The sequence below is a fragment of the uncultured Bacteroides sp. genome (assembly GCF_947632445.1).
Lineage (GTDB): Bacteria > Bacteroidota > Bacteroidia > Bacteroidales > Bacteroidaceae > Bacteroides.
Genome location: NZ_CANRPM010000038.1, coordinates 13777 through 29570, shown reverse-complemented (window position 1 = coordinate 29570; position 15794 = coordinate 13777). Strand labels below are relative to the sequence as shown.

Below are 15794 nucleotides of genomic sequence, written 5' to 3'. Positions count from 1 at the left end.
GGGGGTTATTATATAACGTACCGAGTCAGTCGAATATTTTGGTTAGCCCTGCCACGGAACTACGCCGCTGCCCCTTTTCGTACCCGAAAAGTATTGGTCTTTATCGGATAAAACATTACCTTTGTGCCGCAAACTCATAAAGACGATGCAACGGAGATTTCGGACACTTATCATATCTATACTTCTATGCTGCCTGGCATGTTCCTCTCTGCAAGCGGCTGAAGAACAAATGCAACCCCAAGATGACAGCATCCGCCTCAGCCTACTGACCTGTGGACCCGGCAAAGAAATCTATTCCCTCTTCGGACATACGGCCATCCGCTATAAAAACAGTCGGAAAGGTATAGATGTGGTGTTCAACTACGGCCTGTTCAGCTTTCAGTCGTCCAACTTTATCCTTCGTTTCACCCTCGGCAAAACGGACTGCCGGCTGGGAGTAATGGAATACAAATACTTCCTTTCGGGATACTTGTTAGACGATCGCGACGTTTGGGAACAGACACTGAACCTGACTACGGAAGAAAAACAAAAACTAATAAATCAATTAGAGGAGAACTACCGGCCGGAAAACCGTGTCTACCGCTATAATTTTTTCTATGACAACTGTGCCACGCGCCCACGCGATCAGGTGGAACGTGCCACAAACAACAGCCTGCACTATTCCGTCGACATGGAAACGACCGATACGGGACGAAGTTTTCGTGATATCGTCCATCAATATTGCCAGGGACATCCATGGTCACAGTTTGGCATCGACCTCTGTCTCGGGAGCGAAGCCGATCTTCCTATCAGCCGCCACCAGATGATGTTTGCCCCTTTCTACGTGAAAGACTTTTTCGCTACCGCCACCTTGACCGACAGCACAGGCATCTGTACACGACCTTTGGTGAGCCAGACTGAACAACCCGTTGTCATTCCCAACGAAGACAAACAAACAAAAACGACTTTTTTTACGCCCCTGTTAACAGCTACACTTCTGTTCCTGCTTGTATGTGCTTGCTCATGGTATGGAGTTCGCAGACAAAAAAGCCTGTGGGGAATTGACCTTATTCTCTTCACAGCTTCAGGACTCAGCGGATGTATTCTGGCATTCCTGGCATTGTTTTCATACCATCCGACTGTAGGTTCCAACTATATACTTATCACACTCCATCCCTTGCATCTGTTCTGTCTGCCCTGGATGATACAAAAAGTGCGTAAAAGACAAACGAGCCGCTACATGCAAGCCAACTTTATTGTTTTAACATTATTTATACTGCTATGGGCCGTTATTCCGCAAAAAATCAATCCGACAATGCTACCTTTGGCGCTATGTTTGCTGGTACGTTCAGCAAGCAACTTGATTTTATCCCATAAACAAGGCTTAAGAAGAAGAATACAAAGATGAAAAAAGGACTGATAACCTCCATATTGGTATTGACTTTCGGCGGACTACAAGCCCAGCCGCTGCCGTCTACGCCCAAACTGGTTGTGACTTTGACCATCGACCAGCTCCGTACAGATTATCTGGAGGCATTCTCGGCCCTATATGGGGAAAAGGGATTTAAAAGACTGATGCGTGAAGGTAAAATCTACATGCAGGCCGAGATGCCCTTCGACAAACCCGACCGCGCATCGGCGACAGCGACACTCTTCAGTGGCTGCTCGCCTTCTACGCATGGAATCATCGCCACCAAGTGGATGGACGTGTCTACCCTGACACCGCGCAACTGCGTGGAAGATCCCAACTTCATGGGCAACTACACCAACCAAAACAGCTCCCCGGCCCAACTACTGACATCAACCATTGCCGACGAACTGAAGGTAGCCACACGCAATGCTGGGAAAGTATATGCCATCGCTCCCTTTCGCGATGCAGCAATCTTGAGTGCCGGCCATGCAGGCGACGGTGCCTTTTGGATAAACAAGACAAATGGCAAATGGTGTGGAAGTACCTATTACCCGGAATTTCCCGAATGGCTGAACCAATATAATGACTCCAGTTCTGTGGATTTCCGTATCAAGGACATCACTTGGATGCCCTTACATCAGGTATCCAGCTACAAATACCTGCCCGACTGGCGGACAGAACCGTTCAAATACATCTTTGAAAGCGAACGAGAGAACAAATTCTACCGACTGGCGGCAAGCCCTCTTATAAACGATGAAGTCAACCTACTGACAGAAAAGCTGTTGGAGAAAAGCGGAATAGGCAGAGATGATATACCCGATCTCTTGGCACTCACCTACTATGCGGGCAACTATAATCACCGCAGCACCCGCGAATGTGCCATGGAAATGCAGGACATCTATGCCCGTCTTGATCGAAGTATTGCCACCTTGCTTGACATGCTTGACCTGAAGATAGGATTGAACAACCTCATCTTGTGCATCGCTTCCACCGGTTATGCCGACCCCGATCCTGCCGATACGGGAATCTACCGCATCCCCGGAGGAGAATTTCACCTGAACCGCTGTGCCACTTTGCTCAACATGTATCTTATGGCCACCTATGGCGCCGGACAATATGTGGAAACTTATTACGACCAACAAATTTATCTCAACCATAAATTTCTGGAAGACAAACAGTTGGACTTGACGGAAATTCTGGAAAAGTCTGCTGCATTCTTAGTTCAGTTTAGCGGTGTAGACCAAGTCTATTCCTCACACCGGCTGCTATTGGGTTCCTGGTCTCCTCAGATAGATCGCATCCGCAACAGTTACCACCGCAAGCGCTCGGGCGACCTGCTAATTAAAGTTCTGCCTGGATGGACCATTGTTCAGGAAAATGGCAATGACAGCCATGCTGTGCGAGCTGCCGAAATTCCCGCACCATTGATTTTCATGGGTGGAGGAATCAAAGCCGAAAAAGTACGGACACCCGTCAGCACCGACCGCATCGCCCCGACTTTAAGCAGTGTGATGCGCATACGTGCTCCGAACGGATGTACAACCACTCCACTTGGATTTTGACCTATTTTCCCTCTCTTCTTACAAGCAGACAAGCCCCCGCTTCGTCGTTTGAATGTAATCATTTTCTTGTATGATAACGGATTATTGGAAAAAACTTACTGCAACTTTGTGTCCAGTGGAGTGAAATTCATACCTTTGCACACGCGAAAAACAATTATCTATCAACATTGCAATAAATAAAAAACAATTATAAAATGGGATTTAATGAATTTTTAAGTTCGATATTCGGCAACAAATCCACCCGCGACATGAAAGAAATACAACCGTGGGTAGAAAAGGTAAAAGCCGCATACCCAGAAATCGACAGTCTGGATAACGATGCCTTACGTGCCAAAACAGAAGAGCTGAAGGCATACGTCCGCAACTCTGCCGCTTCGCAGCGTGCCAAAGTAGACGAACTGAAGGCTACTGTAGAAAACACGGAACTGGAAAAGCGTGAAGAGCTCTTTGCCCAGATCGACAAAATCGAGAAAGAGATCTTAGAAATCTACGAAAAGGCACTCGACGAAATACTGCCCGCAGCCTTTGCCATCGTCAAATCAACAGCCAGACGATTTACGGAGAATGAAGAAATCACTGTAACAGCCAACGATTTCGATCGCCAGCTGGCTGCTACCAAGGATTTTGTCCGTATCGAAGACGATAAAGCCATCTACAAGAACCATTGGATGGCAGGCGGTAACGAAATCACGTGGAACATGATACACTACGATGTGCAGCTGTTCGGTGGTGTCGTTCTGCATAAAGGTAAAATTGCTGAAATGGCAACCGGTGAAGGTAAGACCCTCGTAGCGACTCTCCCCGTATTCCTCAACGCGTTGACCGGTAACGGTGTACATGTAGTAACCGTAAACGACTACCTGTCCAAACGCGATTCCGAATGGATGGGTCCGCTCTACATGTTCCACGGCTTGAGTGTAGACTGCATCGACAAGCATCAGCCCAACTCCGATGCCCGCCGCCGTGCCTACCTGGCCGATATTACATTCGGCACCAACAATGAATTCGGATTCGACTACCTGCGCGACAATATGGCTATAAGTCCGAAAGACCTCGTGCAACGCCAGCACAACTATGCCATTGTCGACGAGGTGGACTCTGTATTGATTGACGATGCCCGTACACCGTTGATTATTTCCGGTCCTGTTCCCAAAGGTGACGACCAACTGTTCGAACAGCTTCGTCCGCTGGTAGAAAGGCTGGTAGAGGCTCAAAAAAAACTGGCTACTCAATATCTGGCTGATGCCAAGCGTCTCATCGCTTCCAGCGATAAGAAAGAACAGGAAGAAGGCTTCCTCTCTCTCTACCGTAGCCACAAAGCATTGCCTAAGAACAAACCGCTCATCAAGTTCCTGAGCGAACAGGGCGTAAAAGCTGGTATGCTGAAGACCGAGGAAATCTACGTGGAACTGAACAACAAGCGTATGCACGAAGTGACCGATCCACTCTACTTCGTCATTGATGAGAAACTGAACAGCGTAGACTTGACAGACAAAGGAGTAGACCTTATCAGCGGCAATTCCACTGACCCTACCCTCTTCGTACTGCCCGATATCACTGCCCAGCTTTCCGAATTGGAAAATGAAAAGGGCCTGACAGAAGAAGAACGTCTGGCCAAGAAAGACGCCCTGCTCACCAATTATGCAATCAAGTCGGAACGTGTACATACTATCAACCAGCTGCTGAAAGCTTACACCATGTTCGAGAAAGACGACGAATACGTTGTAATTGACGGACAAGTGAAGATTGTAGACGAGCAGACAGGCCGTATCATGGAAGGCCGCCGCTACTCCGATGGTCTGCACCAGGCCATCGAAGCCAAGGAAGGTGTAAAGGTGGAAGCTGCCACACAGACATTCGCGACCATCACCTTGCAGAACTATTTCCGTATGTACCACAAGCTGTCAGGTATGACCGGTACAGCCGAAACGGAAGCCGGTGAATTTTGGGATATTTACAAACTGGACGTTGTAGTCATCCCGACCAACCGTCCCATTGCCCGCAAGGATATGAACGATCGCGTCTACAAAACAAAACGCGAGAAATACAAAGCCGTCATCGAAGAAATAGAAGCCATGATACATGCCGGACGTCCCGTGCTGGTAGGTACGACATCGGTAGAAATATCGGAAATGCTGAGCAAGATGCTGACCATGCGCAAGATTCCCCACAACGTATTGAACGCCAAGTTACATCAGAAGGAAGCTGACATCGTGGCCCAAGCCGGTCAGAGCAGTACGGTAACTATCGCCACCAACATGGCCGGTCGTGGTACCGATATCAAACTAAGCCCGGAAGTGAAAGCCGCAGGCGGTCTGGCCATCATAGGTACAGAGCGTCACGAGTCTCGCCGTGTAGACCGCCAATTGCGTGGTCGTGCCGGACGTCAGGGTGATCCGGGTTCATCCGTATTCTTCGTTTCACTGGAAGATGACCTAATGCGTCTGTTCTCGTCCGACCGTATCGCCAGTGTGATGGATAAACTGGGCTTCAAGGAAGGTGAAATGATCGAACACAGCATGATTTCCAAGTCTATCGAACGCGCGCAGAAGAAAGTAGAAGAAAACAACTTCGGTATCCGTAAACGTTTGTTGGAATACGATGACGTGATGAACAAGCAGCGTACCGTAGTCTATACCAAACGTCGCCACGCATTGATGGGCGAACGTATCGGCATGGATATCGTCAACATGATCTGGGACCGTTGTGCCAATGCGATCGAAGCACCGGATTACGAAAACTGCAAGATGGATATTCTGCAAACTTTGGCTATGGAACCTCCTTTCACCGAAGAGGCATTCAAGGACGAGAAAAAGGAAAAACTGGCTGACAAGACATTCGAAGCTGCCATGGAACTCTTTAAACGCAAGACCGAACGCATGGCACAGATAGCCTATCCAGTTATCACACAAGTATATGAAAACCAAGGCCACATGTATGAAAACATACTCATCCCCATCACCGATGGCAAGCGTATGTACAACATTTCCTGCAACCTGAAGGCGGCATACGAAAGCGAGTGTAAGGAAGTAGTAAAGTCGTTCGAAAAGAGTATCCTGCTCCATGTCATTGACGAAGCTTGGAAAGAAAACCTGCGTGAACTGGATGAACTGAAGCACTCCGTACAGAACGCAAGCTACGAACAAAAGGATCCGCTGTTGATTTACAAGCTGGAATCTGTCAACCTGTTCGATGACATGGTCGACAAGATCAATAACCAGACCATCTCCATCCTGATGCGCGGCCAGATACCTGTACAGGAAGCTCCAGACGAAAGCCAGCAAAAACTGCAACGCAACGTAGAGGTGCACCAGGCTGCTCCCGAACGACGTCAAGATATGAGCAAATACCGTGAACAGAAGGTAGACCTGAATGATCCAAATCAGCAGGCTGCTGCAGCAAGAGATACACGTGAACAACCTAAGCGCGAACCCATTCGTGTTGAGAAGACGGTTGGCCGCAATGATCCTTGTCCGTGCGGAAGTGGCAAGAAATACAAGAACTGTCACGGACGAAATCTCTGAAAATGACTAAAAGATAACAAGAACAAACAAAAAACTTGTTATACCCATTTAACAATAGCCTTGAACGTTTTTTACCGTTCAAGGCTTTTCTTTTATCACTTAAAAGATTATTTTTGCTACCAGATAAATAGAAAAAAAGAATATCCTGATGAAGAAAATGCTACTTTACTGCTTGGCTACAGTCGGTTTCCTGTGCCTAAACGCCTGTCAAACTGTAGAACAGCTATCCATAGACTATATGCTACCGGCTGAAATCAGTCTTCCTGCCAACTTGAAGCGTGTCGGCATCATAAACAATATGCCGGAAGATCCTGACAACAAACTCATCATAAGTTCAGAAGATAAGAACAAAGACAAAACTGAAATAGCCCGTCACACAGACTACTATAATGGCGATCCACAAATCACCACCGAAACCTTGGCCGAATCCATAGCCAATGAGAATTATTTCGATCTGGTAGTTATCTGCGACTCGGCATTAAGGAGTCAAGACATGGCGCCCAGAGAAACAACTTTATCCAATGAAGAAGTTATCCAGTTGACCCAAGACATGGGAGTAGATTTCCTCATTGCTTTGGAAAATATCCAATGCCGTTCCTTACGCAAAGTAAGTTACCTGCCGGAATGGAGAGTATTCTACGGTACCGTAGATGTGAACGTCTATCCGACCGTAAAAGTCTATCTGCCCAATCGGGATACACCAATGGTTACCGTAAACTGTACTGATAGCATTTTCTGGGAGGCATCTAACAGCAATAGAACACAACTCTTCAACCAATTGATTTCTGAGAAAGATATGATAGAACAAGCTTCCAGCTTTGCTGGTACCGTTCCCGTAAAATATTTACTCCCCTATTGGAAAACAGCCAAACGCTATCTTTTCACTGGAGGTACCGTCAACATGCGCGATGCTGCCATTTACGCTAAAGAAAACAACTGGTCGGAAGCCATACGCCTATGGGAAGCTGAATATAACAACAAAAAAGGCAAAAAGAAAATGTATGCAGCCTGTAACATTGCTTTAGGCTATGAAATGCAGGATAGCATAAACAACGCCTACGAGTGGGCTGTCAAAGCACAGGAAATCGCCAGGGAAATTGACGAAGTAGATCGGAAAAAGACAAGCCCTCTCCTGCCAAGTGACATTCCCAACTATCTTATGACAAGTTCTTATGTCAGTGAATTGATGGAACGTAAGAACGGATTGGCACGCCTGAATGTTTAAAATGCAAAGAATTAATTATGATTTTTAATAACAATCTGCAAAGGATTCTCTTTTTTTTCTACCTTTGAAAAGAATAACAAGAATATAAGCGATTATGAAACTCAATCAAGCCTCACTCTCCCTGCTGGAGAATACCATAAAAAAAGCTGTAAGCAGATATAATTGCGTCCACGAACAAGCCATCGTGACAGATATTCATCTACAAGTGAATCCCAACATCGGCGAATTGTTCATCTATAACGATGACGACGAAGTTCTGGCCAATACGACCATCGAAGAATGGGGAACCTATGACGGCAATGACTTCAATAAAGATATAGAACGTATCTTATCCGGCCTGCTGAACGATATGAAAAACGCAGGAGATTTCGATAAAATGACCCTTCTGAAGCCATTTTCTTTCGTTTTGGTAGATGAAGACAAGGAAACCCTTGCCGAATTGTTGCTGATAGATGATGATACATTATTCGTCAACGAGGAACTACTCAAAGGACTGGACGAAGAACTGGACGAATTTCTTAAGAAGCTATTGGAATAAAGTCCGGTACAAATACAACAAAAACTCCCCTTCCAATTCCTGCCTGTATGGCAGAATAAGAAAGGGAGTTCTTTGCTTATTAGGAATTATCCGAAAAAAACTGCTACAGACAATTTAGCAGTTCATGTAATTCGTTCACGTCCTTCTCTGGATGATTACGTCCATCGGGAAGAGCCTCAAGCGTAAACCTGGAAAGCATCTTATTCAAACGGGACAACTTACCCTTATCTCCCTTACGGGTAAATTCCTCACGCAGGATACGCATCTTTTCACATTCTTGCACGCCTTCCGTCATCCGCTCAAAACGAATGCTGCTGCGAGGACCGGGATAGACACTGTATGTATCTCCGGCTGCCCACGTGCGGAAACGGGAATCACGCAAAGGATCGGCTGTCCAGCTGTTGAAAGACCAACGCAGATATCCATCGTATCCTTCAGCCACGGCATGTACCATAGTCCATACAGCCTCGACCGGACGTGAAAAAGTAAATGTATTCGGGAAAGCCTCCGAACAACAGGTATAGTAAGTACTGATTTGTCCTTTCGCTTCACGAGCCTTCTTCACGTCCGCAGGGAATTTCTGTCCAAGCGCGATACAGTAATAGTAAAGATCCGGTTCTATTTCCGAATGATAGTTTCCAGCCAAGGTTATCTTAAATTCAGGATCTGCGGCACGAATGACCTTAATGGCCTCGCGCATAGCTTCCATCGGACGTTCATCCATTGAGATCGCTGTACGTTCAAACCAACCTTTCTCGCGCAGATGGCAGGCGAAGTCTTTCAGGAAAGTAATCCAATACTCCGAATATGCGGCATCACCCGGTTTGGTTTCCAAAAAGACGACACGATTGGTAGCCTCGTCATAATAGTCAAAGTTCAGCGCCCAAGGAATCATGGTATAACAACTGATTAGGCCTTTCAAACCAATGCTTTCGGTCATGAATTCCACCCATTTGTCGAAAACCGCATAACCAAATTCCCAAGAGCCGTCCAGTTTCTTGATACGGGTCACCATACTATCGAAATGGTCTTCCGTCTGTCCGTTCCAAGGCTTATGTATAATACTGGCCGTGATAGCCTTCTGTCCGGCATTGGCCAACATCTTCATAATGGGACGCATAGCGTCAAAATGTGCCTTGCTCCAAAACGGAACCTGATAATAACGGGCTACGGCATAAGGATTCTGCCACAGATCCAGATCAAACTTCCACTCTTGGGGAGACGGAAGTGTACGGTTCACCACCTTCACTTCAAAAGGAAGAGACAATGGCTCCATATCATCGGCACTGACAGTCAAGCGCGACTTATAGATACCGGCCTTAACATCGGCAGGAACCCACACCGTCAACCATATCGGCTGCGAACAACGTTCCCTGACATCCAGTTCCTGTGCAATGTCGAGCACATCGGCTACCAGCGAAGAATCCCACTGGGTTTTGTCGGGACGATGGCCGCAACCGCCCTTCCCGTCTTTGTTCAGTTCGTCGGTCATAACGTAACGCACAAAGTGAGTCTTTACGGCCGAATCTGGAATGACAGAACTTCCATTCTTCAAATCGCCAACCTTCACACGAACATTCTTCAAAGCCTGACGAGTCCACAATACGGCTTGCGCATGTACCCTTTCGCCTTTCCAGGCACTCATCCGGGTAATCCTCTTCTTTGTTCCCACAGGAATACTTAACTTGGGATAGCGCACATCGACACTTCCCCACGCCAAAGATACAGGAGCCTGCATCTTGCTCCACACTTCTTCACCGTCGTGAGGCTTCGTATCGGTCAACTCTTCATAAGCACCCAACGGATACTTTTCCACGGGCTGTTGAGCGCCACACCATAAACCTGTGAGAAGCGCCCCAACCAATAACAATCCTTTTTTCTTCATAAGATTCATTTATAAAACAAACGCCGGACCTGCTTCCCTTAAACAGAAAGCCGCACCCGACGTTTCTATATTATGCCGCGACAAGCTGCAAGAGATACAAGTCCTGCCTGCAAGCTTGTAGACTATCACTATTTTACGCTTTTTTCAGCGCAGCGATGCTTTCCTTCAGCGACTTGATGATGCTTTCGGCATCGGCCTGCTTCTTGCGTTCCAGCTCGATGACGGCGGCAGGAGCGTTGTTCACAAACTTCTCATTGCTGAGTTTCTTCAGTACGCCTTGCAGGAAACCTTCCTTGTGCTTCAGCTCGGCTTCCATGCGGGCGATTTCGGCTTTTACGTCAATCATATTGCCCAGGGGCACGGCATATTCCGTCGTGCCTACCATGAAGGCGGCGGCTCCGTCAGCCTTAGCCTCGACCACAGCGATGGACGAGAGATTACACATCTTCGTGATGACGGCGTTGAAGGCGGCTACGGGGTTCTCGCCCACCGTCTGCAACTCCAGCGTTTCCTTCTGTGCGATGTTCTTCTGCAAGCGGATGGAACGGACGTTACTGATGATTTCCTTCACCACCTCGAACTGCTGCACGATAGCCTCATCCACCTTACCCGGAGCGGTCATGGGGCTCACCATCAGGCTTTCGCCGTCTCTTCGATCCACAATATGCTGCCACAGTTCTTCGGTAATAAAGGGCATGAACGGATGGAGCAGGTGGAGCAGATTGTCAAAGAAGCCGATAGTCGTGTCGTAAACGGTTTTGCTGACAGGCCGGCCGTAAGCGGGTTTAATCATTTCCAGATACCAACTGGAGAACTCATCCCAGAAGAGTTTGTAGACAGCCATCAGGGCTTCGCTCAGACGGTACTTGCTGAATAGGTCGGCTACCTCGATGGCTACGGCATTCTGTTTCGACTCGAACCACTTCATGGCCAGTGCGGCTGCTTCAGGCACATCGACTTCAGCGCTCACTTCCCAGCCCTTAACGAGGCGGAAAGCATTCCATATCTTATTATTGAAGTTACGGCCTTGCTCGCATAGGGCGTCATCGAAGAGGATGTCGTTGCCCGCAGGAGCCGAAAGCATCATACCCATGCGCACCCCGTCGGCCCCATAGCGTTCGATGAGATCGAGCGGGTCGGGCGAGTTGCCCAACGACTTGGACATCTTGCGTCCCAGCTTGTCGCGCACAATACCGGTGAAGTAGACGTTACGGAAAGGCATATCGCCCATGTATTCATATCCGGCCATAATCATGCGGGCCACCCAAAAGAAAATAATATCCGGCGCCGTCACCAGGTCGCTCGTCGGATAGTAGTATTTGATTTCCTCGTTGCCGGGGTTGTTGATGCCGTCGAACAGGGAGATGGGCCACAACCATGAAGAGAACCATGTGTCGAGACAGTCTTCGTCCTGACGCAGGTCTTCCAGTTTCAGGTCGGCTCTGCCGGTCTTCTCCTTGGCCAGTTTCAAAGCCTTTTCGGGTGTCTCGGCTACCACGTATCCGCCTTCGGGCAGGAAATAAGCGGGGATACAGTGTCCCCACCACAGCTGACGGCTGATACACCAGTCCTTAATATTCTCTAACCAGTTCTTGTACGTGTTCTTGTACTTGGCAGGATAGAACTTCAGTTTGTCGTTCATCACGGGCGGCAGGGCCATGTCGGCAAAGTGCTGCATCTTAAGGAACCACTGCATGGAAAGCTTCGGCTCGATAGCCGCGTTGGTACGCTCGGAGAAACCCACCTTATTAGTATATGCCTCCACCTTCTCCAGCAGGCCGGCAGCGGCGAGATCTTTCTCAATCTGTTCACGCACATCGAAACGATCCATACCTACATACAGGCCGGCGGCTTCGCTCAAGGTACCATTATCGTTGAAAATGTCGATGCTCGGCAGGTTGTACTTCTCGCCCAGCATGTAGTCGTTCACGTCGTGGGCAGGCGTTACCTTCAAGCAGCCCGTACCGAACTCTATGTCCACGTAATCGTCCTGAATGACGGGGATGACGCGGCCCACAAGGGGGACAATGACTTTCCTGCCTTTCAGCCACTGGTTCTTGGGGTCGGCGGGATTGATACACATAGCCGTATCGCCCATAATGGTTTCAGGACGGGTCGTAGCAACTACGGCATAGCGGCGTCCCTCGGCATCGCGATGAACCACTTCACCCTCAGCACCGGTCTCGCCCGACAGGTCGTCGTCGGCCACATAATATTTCAGGTAGTAGAGCTTGCTGTGCTCTTCCTTGTAAATCACCTCCTCGTCGCTCAAGGCAGTCAGCGCTTTGGGATCCCAGTTCACCATACGCACGCCTCGATAGATAAGCCCCTTGTTATAAAGGTCGACAAACACTTTGATGACACTTCCGCTGCGCTTCTCGTCCATAGTGAAAGCGGTGCGGTCCCAGTCGCACGAAGCGCCCAGCTTGCGGAGCTGCTTCAGGATGATGCCGCCGTGTTCGTCCGTCCATTCCCAGGCATGCTTCAGGAACTCCTCGCGTGTCAGGTCGGTCTTCTTGATGCCTTGCGCGGCCAGTTTGTTCACTACCTTGGCTTCTGTAGCGATGGAAGCATGGTCGGTACCCGGCACCCAGCAGGCGTTCTTGCCTTCCATGCGGGCACGGCGCACCAGAATATCTTGAATGGTATTATTAAGCATGTGTCCCATGTGGAGCACACCGGTGACGTTGGGAGGCGGAATGACGACGGTGTACGGTTGACGGCCATCGGGTTTCGAACTGAACAGCTTATGATCCAGCCAATACTGGTACCACTTTCCCTCTACGTCGGCGGGATTATACTTACTTGCTAACTCCATTTCTCTGTAAAATCTATAAAATTAAAATCGTTTGCAATTATGGGCACAAAATTAGTAATTTATTGCTTTCCGTCGGCAAATGCAACGAAAAGATTTGTCTATCTTTGCATGGAGACGGCGGTTTCGCTCCGGTTCAAACGGAGTGTACCGTCAGTTCAAAGGCTTTAAACTCTCAGTACAAACGGAGTAAACCGACAGTTCAACGCCTTTATACTGCCAGTTCACAGCCTTTAAACTATCAGTATAACGACTTTGAACTGAAAGTTTATTTCTAATAAACTAAAATAAACTAATAGGATACTGACATACAACCACTTGCCAAATACTGTCCGTTAGCAAGCACCGTATAAGACTGGATTTACGACCTTTATCTGAAAGGCAACAAGATAGAGAGCGGGCGGCAGAACTATTCCGAAGTAGTGGGACTGCTCATCTCGTGCGAAACGGAACGAAGCACAGAAAATCCATAAAATCTTCGTACCTTTGCGGAAAAGAATTTAAAACTGAAGAACCATGCAACATACCCGTAAAGAACAGATGGAAGCCTTCGGACGCTTCCTCGACATCCTCGACGAACTGCGCGAGAAATGTCCTTGGGACCGCAAGCAGACCAACGAAAGCCTGCGCCCCAACACCATCGAAGAGACCTACGAACTGTGTGACGCCCTGATGCGCGACGACAAACAGGACATCTGCAAGGAACTGGGCGACGTCCTGCTGCACGTGGCTTTCTATGCCAAGATAGGCAGTGAGACCGGTGACTTCGACATCAAGGACGTGTGTGACCGCCTGTGTGAGAAGCTCATCTTCCGTCATCCGCATGTCTTCGGCAACGAGAAAGCTGAAACAGCAGCCCAGGTTGTGGAGAACTGGGAACAACTGAAGCTGAAGGAAAAAGGCGGAAACAAGAGTGTACTGGCCGGCGTGCCTGCCGCTCTACCCTCGCTCATCAAGGCCTACCGCATACAGGACAAGGCCCGCAACGTAGGCTTCGACTGGGAAGAACACGAACAGGTGTGGGACAAAGTAAAGGAAGAAATCCAGGAGTTCCAAGCCGAAGTAGCCAACATGGACAAGCAGAAAGCCGAAGAAGAATTTGGCGACGTGTTGTTCAGCCTCATCAACGCCGCCCGTCTCTACAAAATCAACCCCGACAACGCCCTGGAACATACCAACCAGAAGTTCATCCGTCGCTTCAACTACCTCGAAGCACACACTATCAAGGAAGGCCGCAACCTGCACGATATGACGCTGGCCGAAATGGACGCCATCTGGGAAGAAGCCAAGAGATTGGAAAGAAAGGAATAAAAAAAGCAGGCCTTCCGATTCGCATCGGAAGGCCTTCACCTATTGAAAACTGAAAACAGCACATCACCTTCTCGGAACCGGCCGTTTTCCACCATTCTTCATGCCATGCATGCCTTCCAGCAGTTCGCGATGGAAACGCATCTCGGCACGCTGTATCAAATAAATTTTCTTATTGGAAAGTATCTTCTGGAACTTCTTCAGATAGGTCTGTTCCAATTCACTGGAAGCCACACGTGCATTATACAAACCCTCCAAGATCTCACCATACTGACTTTCGGTCATATTCTCATTCTTACCCTGACGTAACAGCTTCCACACATCGTCATTCAACTTCTGTTTGCGGTCTTCCATTTCGAAATACAAGGGAAAAAACTTGGCAGCCTCCTCACGGGTCAATCCCGCCTTCTCAGTCAGAAAAGCCTGTTGCCTGGCACGGAATTCTTCGCGTGACAGTTGCTGACATGTTTCGTCACCGGCCCATACCGAAAGCATCAGCCCGAACAAAGCAACCATTAAAACACTCAACTTTTTCATTGTTTTCATTGTATAATATTGATTATTCTGCATTTTCATTGCACAAGTAGACATACAGCGAATAGTCGTCCATCGTGGTGTTCTCTATTGCCGTTCTGATATACTCCATTTCGATATCCGATTCGTCGGCGGCAATCTGTTGCTGCTGCCCGTCCGACACGGTCTCGCCCGGCATAGCCACTCGAATAATCAGAGCGGCTCCCACAAACATGGCGGCCATATACAGCCACGGCCTTACCTTTTCCCACATAGTAGGCTCCCGATGGACATCTGTCTTTTCTTTCTCTGGAAGACGGCTCATCAAGTCAGAAGTGAAACCTTCGAAATATCCTTCTGGAACACGAAACGGATTTTCCATACCAATCTTCTTCAGTAATTTATCCTCTTCTTTCATAAGCTTTTCTCCTTTCATTAAAATTAGACTACGGTTTATATTAAAGGTTTAAAGTTCATCATCAAAAAAATTCTCGATTTTTTTCACTGCATGATAATACGAAGCCTTCAGCGCCCCGACCGACGTACCGAATATCCTGGACATCTCTTCATACTTCATGTCCTGATAGTATTTCAGATTGAACACCATCCGTTGTTTTTCGGGCAGGGTCAGCAAAGCTTTCTGCAAAGTCATCTGTATCTTGTCACCCGAAAAATAAGGGTCACTCTCCAGTTTCTGCAACACATCTGCTTCAGGATCGTCCAGCGAGACAGTGGCTTGTGCACGCTGTTTGTTCAGGAACGTCAGGCATTCGTTTAAAGCGATGCGGTAGAGCCATGTGGACAATTTGGCATCGCCCCTGAAGTAATCTATGTTGGTCCATGCCTTAATAAAGGTATTCTGAAGCAAGTCATTAGCGTCCTCATGCGAATGAACCAGACGGCGTATCTGCCAGTACAGCTGTTCGCTATACTGCGCCACAATCATTTCAAATCCGCGCCGCTGTGTCTTCTCGTCCTGCAACAAGGCTAATACTTCGCGCTCATCATAAGGAGTGTTCATATACTTTGATTCG

At 48.1% G+C, this 15794-nt stretch carries 10 protein-coding genes and 2 pseudogenes; 7 read left to right on the top strand and 5 right to left on the bottom strand.

The window, feature by feature from the left end; all coding sequences use genetic code 11:
• Positions 1-229: 229 nt before the first annotated feature.
• The 5 genes and pseudogenes from Q0Z70_RS08800 to Q0Z70_RS08780 all read left to right on the top strand — a co-directional run bounded on the left by Q0Z70_RS08800 (position 230) and on the right by Q0Z70_RS08780 (position 8239).
• Positions 230-1387, top strand: a complete 1158-nt coding sequence (locus Q0Z70_RS08800) for a DUF4105 domain-containing protein (protein ID WP_366807233.1) — start codon at positions 230-232, stop codon at positions 1385-1387.
• Entirely contained in the window at positions 1384-2952 is a 1569-nt protein-coding gene (locus Q0Z70_RS08795) for an alkaline phosphatase family protein (protein WP_298073715.1), read from the top strand. Before Q0Z70_RS08800 ends, Q0Z70_RS08795 begins: the two co-directional genes overlap by 4 nt.
• A gap of 194 nt (positions 2953-3146) precedes the next feature.
• Positions 3147-6476, top strand: a complete 3330-nt coding sequence (gene secA, locus Q0Z70_RS08790; protein ID WP_298073714.1) for a preprotein translocase subunit SecA — start codon at positions 3147-3149, stop codon at positions 6474-6476.
• 157 nt (positions 6477-6633) lie between these two features.
• Positions 6634-7729: pseudogene (locus tag Q0Z70_RS08785) on the top strand (DUF6340 family protein).
• Between the two features lie 66 nt (positions 7730-7795).
• Positions 7796-8239 (top strand): hypothetical protein, encoded by a 444-nt coding sequence (locus tag Q0Z70_RS08780; RefSeq protein WP_298073713.1) that lies wholly within the window; start codon positions 7796-7798, stop codon positions 8237-8239.
• Positions 8240-8342: 103 nt separating this feature from the next.
• Here the strand turns inward: Q0Z70_RS08780 and Q0Z70_RS08775 are convergent, their stop codons facing one another.
• Positions 8343-10124, bottom strand: a complete 1782-nt coding sequence (locus tag Q0Z70_RS08775; protein WP_298073712.1) for a glycoside hydrolase domain-containing protein — start codon at positions 10122-10124, stop codon at positions 8343-8345.
• Between the two features lie 133 nt (positions 10125-10257).
• Positions 10258-12942 carry a valine--tRNA ligase gene (locus Q0Z70_RS08770; RefSeq protein WP_298073711.1) on the bottom strand — a complete coding sequence of 895 codons (2685 nt, stop codon included), beginning with the start codon at positions 12940-12942 and terminating at the stop codon, positions 10258-10260.
• A 317-nt stretch (positions 12943-13259) separates the two neighbouring features.
• Between Q0Z70_RS08770 and Q0Z70_RS08765 the strand changes: the two are divergent.
• Both Q0Z70_RS08765 and mazG read left to right on the top strand, forming a co-directional pair.
• A pseudogene (locus Q0Z70_RS08765) lies at positions 13260-13412 on the top strand (DUF3810 family protein); the annotation flags it as partial.
• A 43-nt stretch (positions 13413-13455) separates the two neighbouring features.
• Positions 13456-14250 carry a nucleoside triphosphate pyrophosphohydrolase gene (gene mazG, locus Q0Z70_RS08760; RefSeq protein WP_298073710.1) on the top strand — a complete coding sequence of 265 codons (795 nt, stop codon included), beginning with the start codon at positions 13456-13458 and terminating at the stop codon, positions 14248-14250.
• A gap of 63 nt (positions 14251-14313) precedes the next feature.
• Here mazG and Q0Z70_RS08755 read toward each other — a convergent pair whose 3' ends face one another.
• From Q0Z70_RS08755 to Q0Z70_RS08745, 3 genes are read right to left on the bottom strand one after another with little or no spacing between them, the layout of a single operon-like run.
• The gene (locus tag Q0Z70_RS08755) at positions 14314-14784 is read right to left on the bottom strand and encodes a hypothetical protein (protein ID WP_298073717.1); all 471 of its coding nucleotides are present in this window, start codon (positions 14782-14784) and stop codon (positions 14314-14316) included.
• Between the two features lie 22 nt (positions 14785-14806).
• Complete coding sequence (locus Q0Z70_RS08750; RefSeq protein ID WP_298073709.1) at positions 14807-15178, bottom strand: hypothetical protein; 372 nt, start codon at positions 15176-15178, stop codon at positions 14807-14809.
• 48 nt (positions 15179-15226) lie between these two features.
• On the bottom strand, positions 15227-15781 hold the full coding sequence (locus Q0Z70_RS08745) for an RNA polymerase sigma factor (RefSeq protein ID WP_298073708.1): 555 nt from the start codon (positions 15779-15781) through the stop codon (positions 15227-15229).
• Positions 15782-15794 lie beyond the last annotated feature (13 nt).

Bases quoted from the DNA above. Each gene is read 5' to 3' on its own strand.
- Q0Z70_RS08745 (WP_298073708.1), bottom strand. From the start codon at position 15,781: ATGAACACTCCTTATGATGAGCGCGAAGTATTAGCCTTGTTGCAGGAC.
- Q0Z70_RS08750 (WP_298073709.1), bottom strand. From the start codon at position 15,178: ATGAAAGAAGAGGATAAATTACTGAAGAAGATTGGTATGGAAAATCCG.
- Q0Z70_RS08775 (WP_298073712.1), bottom strand. From the start codon at position 10,124: ATGAAGAAAAAAGGATTGTTATTGGTTGGGGCGCTTCTCACAGGTTTA.
- Q0Z70_RS08780 (WP_298073713.1), top strand. From the start codon at position 7,796: ATGAAACTCAATCAAGCCTCACTCTCCCTGCTGGAGAATACCATAAAA.
- Q0Z70_RS08800 (WP_366807233.1), top strand. From the start codon at position 230: ATGCAACCCCAAGATGACAGCATCCGCCTCAGCCTACTGACCTGTGGA.
- mazG (WP_298073710.1), top strand. From the start codon at position 13,456: ATGCAACATACCCGTAAAGAACAGATGGAAGCCTTCGGACGCTTCCTC.
- Q0Z70_RS08755 (WP_298073717.1), bottom strand. From the start codon at position 14,784: ATGAAAAAGTTGAGTGTTTTAATGGTTGCTTTGTTCGGGCTGATGCTT.
- secA (WP_298073714.1), top strand. From the start codon at position 3,147: ATGGGATTTAATGAATTTTTAAGTTCGATATTCGGCAACAAATCCACC.
- Q0Z70_RS08795 (WP_298073715.1), top strand. From the start codon at position 1,384: ATGAAAAAAGGACTGATAACCTCCATATTGGTATTGACTTTCGGCGGA.
- Q0Z70_RS08770 (WP_298073711.1), bottom strand. From the start codon at position 12,942: ATGGAGTTAGCAAGTAAGTATAATCCCGCCGACGTAGAGGGAAAGTGG.